Here is a 16,930-nt window from a genome sequence, read left to right on the forward strand (position 1 = left end):
TATGAAATTTATTGTTGAACGTGAACAGTTGCTAAAGCCGCTGCAGCAAGTCAGCGGCCCCCTTGGTGGTCGTCCGACGCTGCCGATCCTTGGCAACCTGCTGATGCAGGTGAATGACGGATCGCTGTTGCTGACCGGCACCGATTTGGAAATGGAAATGGTGGCGCGCGTGGCGCTTACTCAGGCGCACGAGCCTGGCGCAACCACCGTGCCGGCACGCAAATTTCTCGATATTTGTCGCGGCCTGCCGGAAGGCGCAGAGATCAACGTCACACTGGAAGGCGAACGGATGTTGGTGCGCTCTGGCCGCAGCCGTTTCTCGCTTTCGACCTTGCCCGCCAGCGACTTCCCCAACCTGGATGACTGGCAGAGCGAGGTGGAATTCACGCTGCCGCAGGCAACGCTGAAACGGCTTATTGAAGCCACGCAGTTTTCCATGGCGCATCAGGACGTGCGTTACTACCTGAATGGCATGATGTTTGAGACCGAAGGCGAAGAACTGCGTACGGTCGCCACCGATGGTCACCGTCTGGCCGTCTGTTCCATGCCCGTTGGCCAGGCGCTGCCCAGCCATTCGGTCATCGTGCCGCGTAAAGGGGTTATCGAGCTGTTGCGTCTGCTGGATGGCGGCGATACGCCGCTTCAGGTACAGATTGGCAGCAGTAATATCCGTGCACATGTGGGCGACTATATCTTCACCTCTAAGCTGGTGGATGGTCGCTTCCCGGATTATCGTCGTGTGTTGCCCAAGAATCCGGATAAGGTGCTGGAAGCCGGTTGCGATCTGCTGAAACAGGCCTTTGCCCGTGCTGCGATTCTGTCGAATGAGAAATTCCGTGGCGTTCGTCTGCATATCACCGAAAATCAGCTAAAAATTACCGCGAATAACCCTGAACAGGAAGAAGCGGAAGAGATGCTGGATGTCAGCTATAACGGCAGCGAGCTGGAAATTGGGTTCAACGTGAGTTACGTGCTGGACGTGCTGAATGCGCTGAAGTGCGAGAACGTCCGTTTGCTGCTGACGGATTCTGTGTCGAGTGTGCAGATTGAAGATGTCGTCAGCCCGGCGGCGGCCTATGTCGTCATGCCTATGCGCCTGTAGGCCATCGTACGCTGGCCTGCTCGCCATTCGGGTTTAGGACAGTATTGTCCGTGACCCGAGCGGCTTGTTTTTCAAAGGCACAATCCCTTTCATCCTGACTTTTGCCCTTCACGCTGGATTGATTCATGGCTTTAACCCGCCTGCTAATAAAAGATTTTCGCAATATTGAACAGGCTGACCTGGCGTTAGCGCCGGGATTTAATTTTCTGGTGGGCGCGAACGGTAGCGGCAAAACCAGCGTGCTTGAGGCGATCTATACGCTGGGCCACGGACGTGCGTTTCGCAGTTTGCAGGCGGGACGGGTAATTCGGCACGATCAGGCCGCCTTTGTGCTGCATGGCCGGCTGGAAGGCCAGGAGCGCGAGTTCTCCGTCGGGCTCAGTAAAAATCGCGCCGGGGAGAGCAAAGTCCGCATTGACGGCAGCGACGGACATAAAGTGGCCGAGCTGGCGCAGTTACTGCCGATGCAGTTGATCACGCCAGAGGGTTTTACCCTACTTAATGGCGGTCCTAAATATCGCAGAGCCTATGTCGACTGGGGCTGCTTTCACAATACGCCGGGTTTTTTTAATGCCTGGAGCAACCTGCGGCGCCTGCTCAAACAGCGCAATGCGGCATTGCGTCAGGTCACGCGCTACAGTCAGGTTCGTCCATGGGATCAAGAACTGGTGCCGCTGGCCGAACAGATTAGCCAGTGGCGCGCCGAGTACAGTGACGCGATCTCAGCCGAGATCGTAACCACCTGCGGGCAGTTTTTACCCGAATTTGATCTGCGTTTTTCGTTCCAGCGCGGCTGGGACAAAGAGAGCGATTATGCCGAACTGCTTGAACGCAACTTTGAACGCGATCGGGCCTTAACCTACACCGCCAGCGGCCCGCATAAAGCGGACTTTCGTATTCGTGCCGAAGGTACGCCGGTGGAAGATTTACTCTCACGCGGGCAGCTTAAACTGCTGATGTGTGCATTGCGTCTGGCGCAGGGCGAGTTCCTGACTAACCAGAGCGGACGCCGTTGTGTTTACCTCATTGATGACTTTGCCTCTGAACTGGACGACAGTCGCCGCCGCCTGCTGGCGGAACGACTGAAGGCGACTCAGGCTCAGGTCTTTGTCAGCGCCATCTCGTCCGAGCATGTAATCGACATGACTGACGAAAAGGGCAAGATGTTCCGCGTGGAACAGGGTAAAATAGCGGTTCAACCTAAAGATTAAATGAGCGAGAAACGTTGATGTCGAATTCTTATGACTCTTCAAGTATCAAAGTTCTGAAAGGGCTTGATGCGGTACGCAAACGCCCGGGCATGTACATCGGCGATACCGATGACGGAACCGGTCTGCATCACATGGTATTCGAGGTCGTGGATAACGCAATCGACGAAGCGCTCGCCGGTCACTGTAAAGATATCGTTGTCACCATCCATGCGGACAACTCGGTTTCCGTACAGGATGACGGACGCGGTATTCCAACCGGTATCCACGAAGAAGAAGGCGTGTCCGCGGCAGAAGTGATCATGACCGTGCTGCACGCTGGCGGTAAGTTCGACGATAACTCGTATAAAGTCTCGGGCGGCCTGCACGGCGTGGGCGTGTCTGTGGTTAACGCCCTGTCACAGAAGCTGGAGCTGACCATTCGTCGCGAAGGCAAAGTGCACCAGCAGATTTATCTGCATGGCGTGCCCGAGGCGCCGCTGGCGGTGACAGGCGATACCGACGCGACCGGTACCCGTATCCGTTTCTGGCCAAGCCATGACACGTTCACCAACGTGACCGACTTCGAATACGACATTCTGGCGAAGCGCCTGCGTGAGCTCTCTTTCCTGAACTCCGGTGTTTCCATTCGTCTGGAAGACAAACGTGACGGCAAAAACGACCATTTCCACTATGAAGGTGGGATTAAAGCGTTTGTCGAATACCTGAACAAGAACAAAACGCCTATCCATCCGACCGTATTCTATTTCTCAACCGAAAAAGACGGCATTGGCGTAGAAGTAGCCCTGCAGTGGAACGACGGCTTCCAGGAGAACATCTACTGCTTCACTAACAACATTCCTCAACGCGATGGCGGTACGCACCTTGCCGGTTTCCGCGCCGCGATGACGCGTACCCTGAATGCCTACATGGATAAAGAGGGATACAGCAAGAAGGCCAAAGTCAGCGCCACTGGTGATGACGCGCGTGAGGGCCTGATTGCCGTGGTGTCGGTGAAAGTGCCGGATCCAAAATTCTCTTCACAGACCAAAGACAAGCTGGTGTCTTCTGAAGTGAAATCGGCCGTTGAGCAGCAGATGAATGAACTGCTGGCGGAATATCTGCTGGAAAATCCGGGTGATGCAAAAATCGTTGTCGGCAAAATCATTGATGCCGCCCGCGCCCGTGAAGCCGCGCGCCGTGCCCGTGAAATGACCCGCCGCAAAGGTGCGCTGGATCTGGCTGGCCTGCCGGGCAAGCTGGCGGATTGTCAGGAGCGCGATCCGGCTCTGTCTGAAATCTACCTGGTGGAGGGTGACTCCGCGGGCGGTTCTGCCAAGCAAGGCCGTAACCGTAAAAACCAGGCTATTCTGCCGCTGAAAGGGAAAATTCTGAACGTTGAGAAGGCGCGTTTCGATAAGATGCTGGCGTCTCAGGAAGTGGCTACGCTGATTACCGCGCTGGGCTGCGGCATTGGCCGCGACGAATATAACCCGGATAAACTGCGCTATCACAGCATCATCATCATGACCGATGCGGACGTCGACGGCTCGCACATTCGTACACTGCTGTTGACCTTTTTCTATCGTCAGATGCCAGAAATTATTGAGCGTGGTCACGTCTACATTGCTCAGCCGCCGCTGTATAAAGTGAAAAAAGGCAAGCAGGAACAGTATATTAAAGACGATGAAGCGATGGATCAGTATCAGATCGCTATCGCCCTCGACGGAACGACGCTGCACACCAATGCCAGCGCACCGGCATTAGGTGGTGAGCCGCTTGAATCTCTGGTCGCGGACTTTAACAGCACGCAGAAGATGATCAAACGTATGGAGCGCCGTTTTCCACTGGCGATGTTACGTGCGCTGGTCTATCACGACACGCTGAGCGATCTGAGTAATGAAGCGGCCGTTAACGCCTGGATTAACGGACTGGTGAGCTATCTGACTGAACGTGAAGCGCACGGCAGCACCTATGTGGCACACGTACGTGAAAATCGTGAGCTGAATCAGTTTGAGCCTGTTTTACGCGTACGGACCCATGGCGTGGACACGGATTATCCTCTGGACAGCGAGTTTATTATGGGGCCGGAATATCGCAAAATTTGCGCCCTGGGTGGCAAACTGCGCGGCCTGCTGGAAGAGGATGCTTACATCGAGCGCGGTGAGCGCCGTCAACCGGTATCCAGCTTCGAACAGGCGATTGAGTGGCTGGTGAAAGAATCCCGTCGTGGTCTGTCTGTACAGCGCTATAAAGGTCTGGGTGAGATGAACCCGGATCAGTTGTGGGAAACGACAATGGACCCAGACAGCCGTCGCATGCTACGTGTCACCATTAAAGATGCGATCGCCGCCGACCAGCTGTTTACAACCCTGATGGGGGATGCCGTTGAACCACGCCGCGCCTTCATCGAAGAGAATGCGCTGAAAGCCGCTAACATCGATATCTAATCGCACAAAAAGATATAAAACCCTTCCTCGTGAAGGGTTTTTTTTTGCCAGATCATCGTGGACCCAAACGTGACACGTTATGGTTCACGCGTGCTGAAAAGCGCCGATAAACTGGTCAATGTGAGCTGAATCGCGCTAGCATTGCTGCAAACCCGACACAATGAGGATGCTATGGCTATTAAACTGATCGCAATTGATATGGATGGCACGCTGCTGAATCCGCAGCACGAGATCACCGCAGGCGTAAAATCGGCACTGAACCGCGCCCGGGAAAAAGGGGTTTCCATCGTGTTGGCGACCGGCCGACCTTATGTTGGCATTGAGCGTTATTTAATGGAACTTGATCTCCATACGCCAGGTCAGTACTGCATCAGTAATAATGGCGCGCTTGTTCATCGGGCTGAAGATGGTGAAGTCGTCGCCGATGTGACGCTGGGCTTTGACGATTACATGTATGTTGAGAAGCTGGCCAGAGAACTGGGCGTGCATTTTCAGGCGTTTGATAAATCACACCTGTATACGCCAAATAAAGATATCAGCGAATTTACGATTCATGAAGCCAGCCTGACCGGCATCCCGGTACGTTATCGGGCCGTTGAAGAAATGGATCCGGCAACGCGTTTTCCAAAACTCATGATGATTGATAAACCCGCTCTGCTTGATGCGGCCATCGCCAGACTGCCTGAGCATGCGCACCAGACGTATACCATTTTGAAAAGCGCGCCCTACTATTTGGAAATTCTCGACCGTCGGGTAAACAAAGGTTATGGCGTAAAAATGCTGGCGGAGAAACTGGGTTTGCAAGCGGAAGAGGTCATGGCGATAGGCGATCAGGAAAATGATCTGGCGATGATTGAATACGCAGGGACCGGCGTCGCGATGGGCAATGCGATTGATTCTGTGAAAAAAATAGCCCAGTTTGTGACCAAAACCAATATGGAAGATGGGGTTGCGCACGCCATTGAAAAATGGGTGCTTTAATCGGTTTCTTTTATGGGTAAAACCGCGCAGACAGGTCAGTCATCTGCAAGGTTTTACCCATAACATCACTGCAACTGTCAAATAACGCGCCTGCTCACGAGTGCTTTCATGCCTGAAAAACAGATTACTTTTGCTCCTCGTCATCATCAACTGACCAACATCAACGTCTGGACGCCCGACAGCCAGTGGCTGGCCTTTGATGTGCGGCCTTCCGGCGCGTCGTTCACCGGTAAGACAATTGAACGCGTTAATGTGAATACCGGCGAAGTGGAAGTGCTGTATGAGGCAACGGCGGGCGCCCATGTTGGCGTGGTGACGGTTTGTCCCACCTTACCCGAGCGCTATGTCTGTATTCATGGGCCAGAGCATCCTGACGACAACTGGCATTATGACTTTCATCATCGCCGCGGCGTGATGATTGAAGCGGGTCAGGCCGCCAGTCTGGATGCATGCGATATCACGCCGCCCTTTACGCCAGGTGCTTTGCGCGGCGGTTCTCACGTCCATGTTTTTAGTCCGGATGGCTCGCGCCTCAGCTTCACCTATAACGATCACGTGATGCACGAGCTGGATATCAGTCTTGATCTGCGCAATGTCGGCATTGCCGTCCCGTTAAAAGCAGTGAAACCAGAAAAACAGCATCCGCGCGAATATGATGGCAGCCATTTTTGTGTAGTAGTCAGTGAAACGACAGCGCACCCACAGCCGGGCAGCGATCAAATCAATCGGGCCTATGAAGAGTGCTGGATTGGTCATCAGGGCTATGAAAAGCCGGACGGCAGCCGTCAACGCTGGGCCATCGCCTTTATTGGCGACACGCTTTCCGCGGCAGGAGACAAGCATCCCGAGGTATTTGTCGTCGATTTGCCAGAGGCACTGGAAGCCTATGCCAAACCCGGCCACTCACAGCTGGAAGGGGACAGCCACCATCTACCCGCGCCACCAGCGGGGGTTCAACAGCGACGGTTAACCTATAGCAAGGGACTGGCGCAGCAACCTCGCCACTGGTTACGTAGCTCACCCGATGGCAGCGCTATCGCCTTTTTGATGGCGGACAGCCAGCAGGTGATTCAATTATGGTCGGTATCGCCTAACGGCGGTGAACCGCGCCAGATAACGCGGCTGAACCACAGCATTCAGTCTGCATTTAGCTGGCATCCTCGTGGTGAAACCATTGCCTTTATTTGCGACAACAGCGTGATGCTGTGTCACTGGCAAACGGGAGAGTGCGAACGCTTAACCGCCCGCACCGGGTCGGCACCGTCCGGGGATGCGGTGGTCTGGTCACCGGATGGAAAAAAGATCGCTTTTATGCGGGAAAAAGAGGGCTGGCAGCACCTGTTTACTGTGACGGTTGCATAGCGGGCATGGGCTGAGCATGCGCCAGATTTTCCTCGGTGTGTGCCAGCTTTTCACTCTGAAGCACGCGGGCACGCGGCGAATCCAGGGCTTTATCCTTGTCGCTGCGATAGTAATCCCAGGGCAGTAACAGCGTATCCATGACGGCAGAAAAAGGCAGATCAACCAGCGCCAGGGGCTTTAGCGCCCAGCTGGCCTGACTGTCCGTCAGAATGTCGGCACTGGCACGTGTGCCCGGATAGTAGCCCTGACTTGCACCGGTATGCGTCATGACGCTGGAACATCCACCGGAAGCGACTGCGCAACACATCACGCCAGCCAACGGTAACCTTTTCATCATTTTCATATGTCGTCCCTTCGATTCTGGCACCTGATTGCGTGAGCGCACCAGCGTACCCTCTCAGTCATGAAGTCCGTTCTGGTCCGGCAATTTACCCTTGAGTGTATGCCATTTCGCCAGTTTGGCGAAAAAAATCACGCATCGGGTCTTGAAAGCCTGGCGTCTGCACCCATTTTCTAAACAGGGTCGTTAAGGCTGCCGCCGAAAGGGGCAATGCGGTCCTGCACAACCTGTCCAATAGTGGAAGGTTGCCAAAACTTGCTGACATTCAGGAGTCTTTTTATGCGTAACTTTGATCTGTCTCCCCTTTATCGCTCTGCCATCGGATTTGATCGCCTGTTCAACCTGCTTGAGTCCAATCAAAATCAGAGCAACGGTGGTTATCCCCCTTACAATGTTGAACTTGTTGATGAGAATCATTACCGCATCACTATCGCGGTAGCCGGTTTTGCTCAGAGTGAACTGGATATTACGGCCCACGACAACGTGCTCATCGTGCGTGGTGCGCATCCGGAAGAGCAGACAGAACGTAAATATCTCTATCAGGGCATCGCCGAGCGTAATTTCGAGCGTAAATTCCAGCTGGCTGACCATATCGTCGTGCGCGACGCGCGCCTGGAAAATGGTCTGCTAAGCATCGATCTTGAGCGTTTGATTCCTGAAGAAGCAAAACCACGCCGGATTGAAATTTTAAAATAAAGCGGCCGTGACGGCTGAGTAAACATGAGAACGGTCACAGCATACAGGTTGTGGCCGTTTTTTTATGACCGCGACAAGCAGATTGATGCGGATGCGGCGAAGCGATCAGTGATGGCCTGATGGTAAGAAAACGAAAAGCATCAGGTCGCGTTGACAAACGCAGGGCTTCACCTGTCCCGCGCCTTCTTTTGCAGGTTCAGATCAATGCTGAATCTGTGCCAGATCTGCTTCACTCAACCCGGTCATTTTCATTACGGTTGTTCTGTCCAGGCCATGCTGCAGCATAGTGCGCGCAACCTCGCGTTTACCTTCATTACGGCCTTCATGCCGCCCGGTCTGAATACCCTTCTCAAAGCCCTTCTGCATACCTTTTTGTTCAAGCTGCTGTGCAATGGTCATAAGCGCGTCTCCGTGTTGCGGCACCCGCAGGGCCAGTTCCTGAATAAAAGCCTCGACGTCTGGGGTTTCACCCGCCTGCACAATGTAGTGCACCAACGATACAATCTGTGATGACGAAAGATAACCGGACAGCAGCACAGGGACAAGTCTGTCCATCAGATTTGCGAGATCGCGCTGATGGATGTGCTTTTGCAGCAGCGTCAGTGCCGCCATGCTGCGATGTTCCATAATCTCATCGTCAGGCATTACCGTAATATCAACCAGAGGGAAGCAAGTACTGTAGAGCCTGCAGGCCAGTGCCGGATGCGTAAAATCATCCAGCCAGCAGGTGGAATAAGGATAGGGTCTGCGTTTACCCATATAAAACAGCACCGGTATCACCAGCGGCAGCGTTTTATAGCCGGCATCCAGGTGGCGCTGCATGGCCGCGACCGCGTAGCGAAGAAGCCTGAACGCCATATGCCTGTCAGGTGAAGACTGATGTTCGATCAGGACGTACATATAGCCCTCACCCGCTGTCGTTTTGAGACTATACAGCACATCACTGAAATACTGCCGGAGATCCGCTTCAACAAAAGAACCGGACGCCAGTTTTAATGTCCGTAAGTCGCAAATCGCGCGCAGATCTGCGGGAAGATGAATTTCCATGAAATCGCGGGCAATGTCAGGTTGGGTGAGAAACTGACGAAAGGTTGCATCATGCGGTGTTGGCGTTGCGTTTTTCTTCTTCATCATTGCTGGCCCGGTTGTAAAGCACACGGGCGAAAGTCGTGATGAGTGAAAAGAGTTGTCTGGTCGCCCTGGCAATGCGGATACTTCCATGCATCCGCATTGCTGTCCAGGCGGAGGTTTTATTCTGCGAGCGGGCTGCCAAAGCCAGCCCGAAAACGCGCGCATGCACAGGCATTTACGAAAGGGTAGTTTCGTCGGGCACGTCAGTTTGACGAGTGGTAAGCGCTAATGTTGCGGCTGCCTGAGCCAGCGCTGACCAATCACGCCACCAAACATATTGACCAGCAGCCCGACAATGATGATTACAGCACCCACAATCTGCTGGCGTGATAAGGTTTCCCCCAGCACCAGGGCTGCCGAAACAATCCCAACAACAGGCACCAGCAGGGAAAGCGGTGCCACACGCCAGGTTTCATAACGGCTAAGCAACGTACTCCAGATGCCGTAACCCATAATGGTCGCCACAAAGGCCAGGTAAATCAGCGTCATCACCGTCTGTAGATCAATGTGCGTCAGACTGGTAATGATTGCCGACCGGCCTTCAAACAGCAGCGAACAGGCAAAGAAAGGAACGACGGGCACCAGCGCGCTCCAGACCACCAGCGACATAACCGGTACGGGATAATGCCGGGTGATGATTTTATTGGTGATATTCCCCAGCCCCCAGGAAAACGCCGCCGCCAGCATAAGCATCATAGTGGTCAGTGTTATGCCGGCGGCGCTCTGGCCAGCCATGCCGGAGGTGGCTAATAAAAAAATGCCTGAGGTGGCAATCAGCATGCCCGCAATGTGATTCCAGCGCAGCTTTTCGGCCAGAAACAGCGCCCCAAGCAGCAGCGTAAAGAACGCCTGCGCCTGTAATATCAGCGAAGCAAGGCCTGCAGGCATACCCAGTATGATGGCCAAAAACAGAAACGCAAACTGCCCAAAACTGATGGTCATGCCGTAAAGTAAAAGCCACTTTACTGGCACAGCAGGACGGCGCACCAGTAAAAGGGCAGGAAAGGCAACCAGTGCAAAACGCAATCCCGCCAGCAAAAAGGGAGGCATGTTATGCAGACCCAGTTTTATGACAACGAAGTTCACGCCCCACGCAATCACTACACACAGGGCTAACAGCCAGTCTTTTCCCGACACCGCACTCTCCTTTTGCCCGCGCTGGCCCGCACGGCCATATGCGCATCACGTCTGTTAATAATGCAAAATGCCTTTGCGATCGGGTTAAGGCAGCGTTGCGCTTCATCAAGGCCGGCCGGATAGAGACGACGCCTTGTTGCCCGATCGGGTCTGTAGATTTAACTGTCGCGCCAGGCGATCTCCACTTCTTCAGCCAGAATCTGTATGGCGCGCTCAATGTTTTCCGCATCCGGTACATAATTCATGCGCATGCACTGGTGCGTGTGCGGCCAGTCATGCTCCAGACCCGGAAAGAAAAAGTGGCCCGGCACCATCAGCACGCCCCGAGCTTTAAGCCGCTGGTACAGCAACTCCGTACTGATCGGTAAATCCCGGAACCACAGCCAGAGAAAAATTGCCCCCTCCGGTTTATGGATCAGACAGCGCTCCGCCGATAAGTAGCGGCGAATAAGGGTGATCGTTTGCATCACCTTGTGCTGATAAAAAGGTTTAATCACTTCTTCAGACAAGCGCAGCAGATCGCCACGTTGAATCATTTCGCTGGCAATGGCCGGGCCAATACTGCCCGGTGCCAGGCTGATGATGCCGTTCATGTTACCGATCGCGGTAATCGTGCTCTCATCGGCGATGATAATCCCGCAACGTGCGCCAGGGAGACCGAGTTTGGATAAACTCATGCAGAGAATGATATTGGGGTTCCACAGCGGCCGCACATCACTAAAAATAATGCCGGGAAATGGCACACCATAAGCGTTGTCGATAAGTAACGGCACCTCATGCTGCTGCGCCAGCGCATCCAGTTGCAGAAGTTCGTCATCCGTAATGACATTGCCGGTTGGATTGGTCGGGCGCGATACGCAAATCAGCCCCACATCGTCATTCATGGGGAGATGTTCAAAATCGACGTGATACTTGAACTGCCCTTCCGGTAATAACTCTATGTTGGGCCTGGCAGAAATAAAGAGGTCTTCATCCAGGCCCGCATCAGCGTACCCCAGGTACTCTGGAGCCAGAGGAAACAGCACCCGTTTTTTACTGCCGTCACTGCGCCGCCCCGCGAACAGGTTGAAGAGATAAAAAAATGCGCTCTGACTGCCGTTAGTCAGCGCGATATTTTGCGCAGTGACAGACCAACCGCACTGCTCACGTAGCATTGCCGCCAGGGCATCCAGCAGCACGGCTTTACCGCGTGGACCATCGTAATTGCATAAGGCCTCACTCAGTTTGCCCTCGTCGTGCATCTGCTGCAGCAACTGCTGAAAATAATCGTTCATTGCCGGGATCTGTGCGGGGTTGCCGCCGCCAAGCATGATCGTGCCGGGCGTACGCAGGCCTGCGCCCATGTCTTCCATCAGACGTGAGATGCCGGAATGTTGAGTAAACTTGTCGCCGAACTGAGAAAAAGCCATAGCGGTTAAAAATTTGTAATAAAGAATGGGATAACCACCATAACGCCCGCTCCCGGCGGGCGCAATGGGCAGCCGCAGGATTACTTCAGCACCTGAGGATTCACGCAGTTCTTTTCAACCTTGCCGCTCATGGCGGCAATGAGATTTTCTACCGCGTCCTGCATCATCCCATAGCGGGTTTCGTGGGTTGCAGAGCCAATGTGCGGCAACGTAACAACATTCGGTAACGACAGCAGCGGCGAGTCAGCCGGCAGCGGCTCTTTTTCGAAAACATCCAGCCCGGCGGCGTGGATCGTGCCCTCTTGTAGCGCGGTAATCAGGGCATTTTCATCTACCACTGGCCCACGGCCCGCGTTGATCAGCACCGCACTGGGCTTCATCATCGCCAGCTGTTCTGCGCCAATTAAATGATGCGTTTCTTCGGTAAGCGGCAGGCTGATGCAAACGAAATCGCTTTCTTTGAGCAGCGTTTCCAGCTCACACCGGCGGGCTGCAAACTGCGATTCGGCCTGGTCGTGCTGACGGCGCGCATTGTAGAGAATGTTCATGCCGAATCCGAAGTGCGCACGCTGGGCCAGCGCCATACCGATGCGTCCCATACCAAGAATTCCCATCGTCTTATGGTGCACATCCATGCCAAACCGGTCCGGACCAATACTTTTTTGCCAGTTGCCAGCTTTCACCCAAGCATCCAGCTCCGGTATACGTCTTGCCGTACTGAGAACCAGCGCCATGATGGTGTCGGCCACCGTTTCCGTCAGTACCGTTGGCGTGTGCATCAGCACTACCCCTCGCTGATTCAGGGCATCCACATCAAAGTTGTCATAGCCGACAGAAACGCTGGAACAGGCGCGCAGTGCGGGCATTTTGGCCAGCAACTCGCCGTTGACTTTTCCGCCCGATCCCAGCATTCCTTCGGCCTGTTGCAGTGCCTGCGCATGTTGCTGCTGGCTTTCGGGTGATAAATCGTTGATTTCGGTGATCGTGGCATAGTCTGCGAGACGCGCACGGAGATCGTCAGGCAATTTTTTATAAAGAATGACGGCGGGTTTCATCAGATAGCTTCCTGTAAATAAATGACGGGCAACACAAAGGTCGCCCGGAGAAGATGCTAACGCTTACGCTTTCAGGCCGGTTTCGCGCCTTGTAGCGGAGGCGCCTTATTTTGTGCGGGTTTGACGATAAGCGTCAGGACCACGGACAGCAGTAGTGCGCCACCCATAAAAATATAGGAGGCCGAAGGACTGCCGGTTGCCCCGTTCAGATAACCCACAATCCAGGAGCCGATAAACGAGCCCAACGCCCCCATACTGTTGATAAGCGCCATTGCGCCGCCGGAAACATTGCGGGGCAGCATTTCCGGAATAATGGCAAAGAACGGGCCATAAGGCGCGTACATCGCGGCACCGGCGACGACTAACAAGGTATAAGACAGCCAAAAATTGCCCGAACCCACCATATACGAACCGAGGAAGGCGAAGGCACCCACCAGCAACAGTGGCCAGACAAACAGTTTACGGTTTTGCGTTTTGTCCGATGCCCAGGACACCACCACCATCGCAATCGTGGCTGCCAGATAAGGCACAGCCGATAACCAGCCCGCTTCCACCATGTCCATTTGTGTACCGTTGCGCAAAATTGAAGGCAGCCACAGGACAAAACCGTAAACGCCAATACTCCAGGCAAAGTACTGCATACAGAGAATGATCACGTTACGATTGCGAAAGGCTTCGCCGTAGTTGCGCACCGCTTTGATGCTTTCTTGCTCTTTTTGCAGCGCGGCCTGTAGCGCGGCTTTTTCTGCATTGCTCATCCAGCGCGCTTGCGCAGGCTTATCCTGTACCATAAACCACCAGGCAATGGCCCAGATCACCGCAGGAATGCCTTCGAAGATAAACATTTCCCGCCAGCCAAACGCCTCTATCAGATACCCTGAAACCACGGACATCCACAGGACCGTGACGGGATTACCGAGAATTAAAAAGGTGTTTGCCCGCGAGCGCTCAGATTTTGTAAACCAGTTACTGATGTAAATCAGCATAGCAGGCATTACCGCAGCCTCGACAACCCCCAGCACAAAGCGAATCGCCGCCAGCACAGGGATGTTGCTGACAACGCCGGTGAGTGAAGCACAGCCGCCCCACAACAGCAGGCACCAGAAGATCAGTTTTTTTACACTGCGGCGCTCCGCATAGATCGCCCCAGGGATTTGAAAAAAGAAATACCCCAGAAAGAACAACGCACCCAGCAGGGAAGACATTCCTTTGGTAATGCCCAGATCGTCATTGATGCCAGCGGCGGATGCGAAGGGCTTTGTTGAATAAAACGCTGTTCATTTTCGACGCCCATTCCATTTTCAGAAATAAAGCAGCGAGGGTTGCCGTAATTATCGCGCAGGTTGATCAGAATATCGTAAATACCCGGCGCATAGATTTCCCATCCGCGGTATGGGTTCATTTGTCGGCCAGGCATGTCGTAATGATCGAATAATGCCTCCGGCATAAACGGTGCGTCAGGGTTGACGGCGCTGTCCCGGCACTTCACACGGCGCGGTTGATAATAATTGACACCCAGCAGGTCGATGATGCCGTCGGCAAGCAAGGCGCTGTCGCCAGGCAGGCAGTGTGGCAACTGGTCATGCTGTTTTAATAAGCCCAGCAGCGCAGACGGATATTCGCCCTTGAGAACCGGATCGAGAAAGCTGCGGTTAAACAGCAGATCGGCATGCTGTGCTGCGTTGACATCTGCCGGATTCGTTGAGCGCGGATAGGACGGTGTGAGATTCAGTACCACGCCTATTTCGCCATCATAGCCGCCGTTACGCCAGGCTCGTACCGCCAGGGAATGTGTCAGTACGGTATGAAAGGCCACGGTAGCGGCGCGTTTAAAATCCACCACGTTGGGATAATGAAAATCATACAGATAGCCGCCTTCAACCGGCACAATGGGCTCATTAAAAGTAAACCAGTGCTTCACTTTGTGACCGAACAGCGTGAAACAGCGCTGCGCGTAGCGGCCAACCGCCTGCACCACTTCGCGGTTTTCCCAGCCCCCTTTCTCCTGCAGGGCCAGCGGCATATCGAAATGAAACAGTGTGATAAACGGCGTAATCCCCTGCGCCAGTAATTCATCAATGACCCGGTGATAGAAATCGACGGCCTCGGGATTGATCTCATCCGCTCCGTCCGGCATGAGCCGCGCCCAGCTCAGCGAGGTGCGAAAGCTGTTGTGCTTTAACGCTTTTAGCAGCGCGATATCCTGCCGCCAGTGTTGATAAAAGCCGGAGGTATCGGCCGGGCCAATACCGTGATGGAAACGATGCGGCTGGTGTGCGAACCAGTGATCCCAGGTGGTGGCGCTTTTACCGCCCTGAAGGCTACAGCCTTCGGTTTGCAACGCCGAGCTGGCGCTGCCCCACCAGAAATTGTCGGGAAAACGGTAGTGCATGTGACTGACTCCTTAAGCCTGGGGATGACCGTGCACGGTATTGCCTGCGGGCACGGTATCCTGAATTTTTTTCTCTTCTGCTTTGATCAGGCTGCGTTCGTAAGCGCGCAGAAAAGGTAAGTACATCAGTGCCGACATCACCATGCAGATCAGGCACATGACCAGTGGACTGAGCGCCCAGTTGGCCGCCCAGGAAGCACCAATCGGCGCGGGCGTCGTCCAGGGCGTCAGCGAAACTACCTGCGCAACCCAGCCCAGCTTTGTGGCGGTATAAGCCAGAACGGCATTAATCATCGGGACGCAGACGAAGGGAATAAACAGCAGGGGATTCATGATGATGGGCGCACCAAATAAGATCGGCTCATTGATATTAAAGAAGCTGGGAACCACGCCCATTTTGCCGATGGTACGCAGATGCAGCACCCGGCTGCGCAGCAGTAAAAAGGCCAGCGGCAAAGTGGAACCGACGCCGCCGATAAGCAGATAGTGATCCCAAAAGCCCTGCAGATAGACATGGGGCAGCGCCGCACCGGCTGCCAGAGCGGCCTGATTGGCGGAGAGATTAGCCATCCAGAAGGGATTCATGATGCCGGTGACGATGAGTGCGCCATGAATACCGGCGAACCAAAAAATCTGGCACAGCAGCACCGACAGCAAGATGGCTGGCAGGGAATCCGAGGCGGATACCAGCGGTTCCAGCAGATGCATAATCGCCTGAGGAATAATCATGCCCGTTTTGGCTTCAATAAACAGATTAAGCGGATGCAGGGTGCCAATGATCACCAATACCGGAATTAAAATCTCAAAAGAACGGGCGACGCCAGTGGGGACTTCTTTGGGCAGGCGAATCGTGACGTTATGCTGTTTGAGCCAGGCATAAACACGGGTGGCATAAATCGCGGTAACCAGGGCCGTAAAAATTCCCTGACCGGACAGGTACTGCGTAGAGATCTTTTCATCAGCATAGGGCGCTGCCACCAGTAAAAAGGCCATAAAAGCCAGTAAACCTGACATGATGGGATCAAGGTTGAACTGTCGGCCCAGACTGGCACCGATGCCGACTGAGATAAAGAAGGTCATGACGCCCATGCTGAGATGAAACGGCAGCATCAGTTGCTGGCGATAAGTGACCGAAAAGTCGAGCCAGGCCCGGGCAAAGCTGTTGGTGGTATCCGCTGAAAAGGGCGGGAAAATAAATACCAGCATGAACGAGCCAATAATCATAAACGGCAGGGCCGCCGTAAAACCATCACGAATAGCGATAACGTACTTTTGCTGACCCAATTTTCCGGCGAGGGGCGTAATAGCCTGTTCAATCACCGTCACCATTGACTGATATAACGAACCCATAAATGACACCTTTTAGTGTGTCGCTTCAATAAGCGACAGAGCGTAATCCAGCACGTTGTCACCGCGTTGCATACCGTAGTCCGTCATATCAATAGCCCGGACAGGAATACCGTAGGTGGCAGCTTTTTCTGAAAGCGTGTTTAACATGTACTTCACTTGCGGGCCGAGCAGCACAACCTGATACGTTGGAAACTGCGTATCAAACTCGGCAATGCCCCAGGCATCAATCTGCACAGCGAGGCCGCGTTGATCCGCCACCTCTACCATTTTGCGCACCAGCATGCTGGTGGACATACCTGCCGAACAGCACAACATAATCCTGATCATGAGAACGCTCC

General features: G+C 54.0%; 15 protein-coding genes. 6 read left to right on the forward strand and 9 right to left on the reverse strand.

What is annotated here, in order from left to right; genetic code table 11:
- The first annotated feature begins 1 nt into the window (after window position 1).
- The 5 genes from dnaN (at window position 2) to F7Q90_RS04260 (ending at window position 7,082) form a co-directional block, all read left to right on the forward strand.
- On the forward strand, window positions 2-1,102 hold the full coding sequence (gene dnaN / locus F7Q90_RS04240; RefSeq protein WP_006121377.1) for a DNA polymerase III subunit beta: 1,101 nt from the start codon (window positions 2-4) through the stop codon (window positions 1,100-1,102).
- A gap of 125 nt (window positions 1,103-1,227) precedes the next feature.
- The gene (gene recF / locus F7Q90_RS04245) at window positions 1,228-2,313 is read left to right on the forward strand and encodes a DNA replication/repair protein RecF (protein WP_006121376.1); all 1,086 of its coding nucleotides are present in this window, start codon (window positions 1,228-1,230) and stop codon (window positions 2,311-2,313) included.
- Window positions 2,314-2,330: 17 nt separating this feature from the next.
- Window positions 2,331-4,739 (forward strand): DNA topoisomerase (ATP-hydrolyzing) subunit B, encoded by a 2,409-nt coding sequence (gene gyrB, locus F7Q90_RS04250; protein WP_006121375.1) that lies wholly within the window; start codon window positions 2,331-2,333, stop codon window positions 4,737-4,739.
- A 171-nt stretch (window positions 4,740-4,910) separates the two neighbouring features.
- Window positions 4,911-5,720 carry a sugar-phosphatase gene (yidA, locus tag F7Q90_RS04255; protein ID WP_006121374.1) on the forward strand — a complete coding sequence of 270 codons (810 nt, stop codon included), beginning with the start codon at window positions 4,911-4,913 and terminating at the stop codon, window positions 5,718-5,720.
- 108 nt (window positions 5,721-5,828) lie between these two features.
- Window positions 5,829-7,082 carry a DUF3748 domain-containing protein gene (locus F7Q90_RS04260; RefSeq protein ID WP_006121373.1) on the forward strand — a complete coding sequence of 418 codons (1,254 nt, stop codon included), beginning with the start codon at window positions 5,829-5,831 and terminating at the stop codon, window positions 7,080-7,082.
- Here F7Q90_RS04260 and F7Q90_RS04265 read toward each other — a convergent pair.
- Entirely contained in the window at window positions 7,063-7,425 is a 363-nt protein-coding gene (locus F7Q90_RS04265) for a YceK/YidQ family lipoprotein (protein ID WP_006121372.1), read from the reverse strand. The two genes, F7Q90_RS04260 and F7Q90_RS04265, sit on opposite strands and share 20 nt — an antisense overlap.
- Window positions 7,426-7,701: 276 nt before the next feature.
- Between F7Q90_RS04265 and ibpA the strand changes: the two genes are divergently transcribed.
- A complete protein-coding gene (gene ibpA / locus F7Q90_RS04270) occupies window positions 7,702-8,118 on the forward strand; it encodes a small heat shock chaperone IbpA (protein ID WP_006121371.1) in 417 nt (138 codons plus the stop codon).
- Between the two features lie 201 nt (window positions 8,119-8,319).
- Here ibpA and F7Q90_RS04275 read toward each other — a convergent pair whose 3' ends face one another.
- The 8 genes from F7Q90_RS04275 to F7Q90_RS04310 all read right to left on the reverse strand — a co-directional run bounded on the left by F7Q90_RS04275 (window position 8,320) and on the right by F7Q90_RS04310 (window position 16,919).
- On the reverse strand, window positions 8,320-9,249 hold the full coding sequence (locus F7Q90_RS04275; RefSeq protein WP_044242852.1) for an Rpn family recombination-promoting nuclease/putative transposase: 930 nt from the start codon (window positions 9,247-9,249) through the stop codon (window positions 8,320-8,322).
- Window positions 9,250-9,474: 225 nt separating this feature from the next.
- A complete protein-coding gene (locus tag F7Q90_RS04280) occupies window positions 9,475-10,386 on the reverse strand; it encodes an O-acetylserine/cysteine exporter (protein ID WP_006121368.1) in 912 nt (303 codons plus the stop codon).
- Window positions 10,387-10,544: 158 nt separating this feature from the next.
- Window positions 10,545-11,795 carry a valine--pyruvate transaminase gene (locus F7Q90_RS04285; RefSeq protein ID WP_006121367.1) on the reverse strand — a complete coding sequence of 417 codons (1,251 nt, stop codon included), beginning with the start codon at window positions 11,793-11,795 and terminating at the stop codon, window positions 10,545-10,547.
- A gap of 80 nt (window positions 11,796-11,875) precedes the next feature.
- Window positions 11,876-12,850: a glyoxylate/hydroxypyruvate reductase GhrB gene (gene ghrB / locus F7Q90_RS04290; RefSeq protein ID WP_006121366.1), complete on the reverse strand. Its 975-nt coding sequence runs from the start codon at window positions 12,848-12,850 to the stop codon at window positions 11,876-11,878.
- 71 nt (window positions 12,851-12,921) lie between these two features.
- Window positions 12,922-14,055, reverse strand: coding sequence for an MFS transporter (locus F7Q90_RS04295; RefSeq protein WP_085980106.1), 1,134 nt, complete (start codon window positions 14,053-14,055; stop codon window positions 12,922-12,924).
- Window positions 13,968-15,242: a glycoside hydrolase family 1 protein gene (locus F7Q90_RS04300; RefSeq protein WP_006121365.1), complete on the reverse strand. Its 1,275-nt coding sequence runs from the start codon at window positions 15,240-15,242 to the stop codon at window positions 13,968-13,970. Before F7Q90_RS04300 ends, F7Q90_RS04295 begins: the two co-directional genes overlap by 88 nt.
- 12 nt (window positions 15,243-15,254) lie before the next feature.
- On the reverse strand, window positions 15,255-16,592 hold the full coding sequence (locus tag F7Q90_RS04305; RefSeq protein WP_006121364.1) for a PTS cellobiose transporter subunit IIC: 1,338 nt from the start codon (window positions 16,590-16,592) through the stop codon (window positions 15,255-15,257).
- A gap of 12 nt (window positions 16,593-16,604) precedes the next feature.
- The gene (locus tag F7Q90_RS04310) at window positions 16,605-16,919 is read right to left on the reverse strand and encodes a PTS sugar transporter subunit IIB (RefSeq protein ID WP_006121363.1); all 315 of its coding nucleotides are present in this window, start codon (window positions 16,917-16,919) and stop codon (window positions 16,605-16,607) included.
- Window positions 16,920-16,930 lie beyond the last annotated feature (11 nt).

The sequence above is a fragment of the Pantoea stewartii subsp. stewartii genome (assembly GCF_008801695.1).
In the GTDB taxonomy this organism is placed as follows: domain Bacteria; phylum Pseudomonadota; class Gammaproteobacteria; order Enterobacterales; family Enterobacteriaceae; genus Pantoea; species Pantoea stewartii.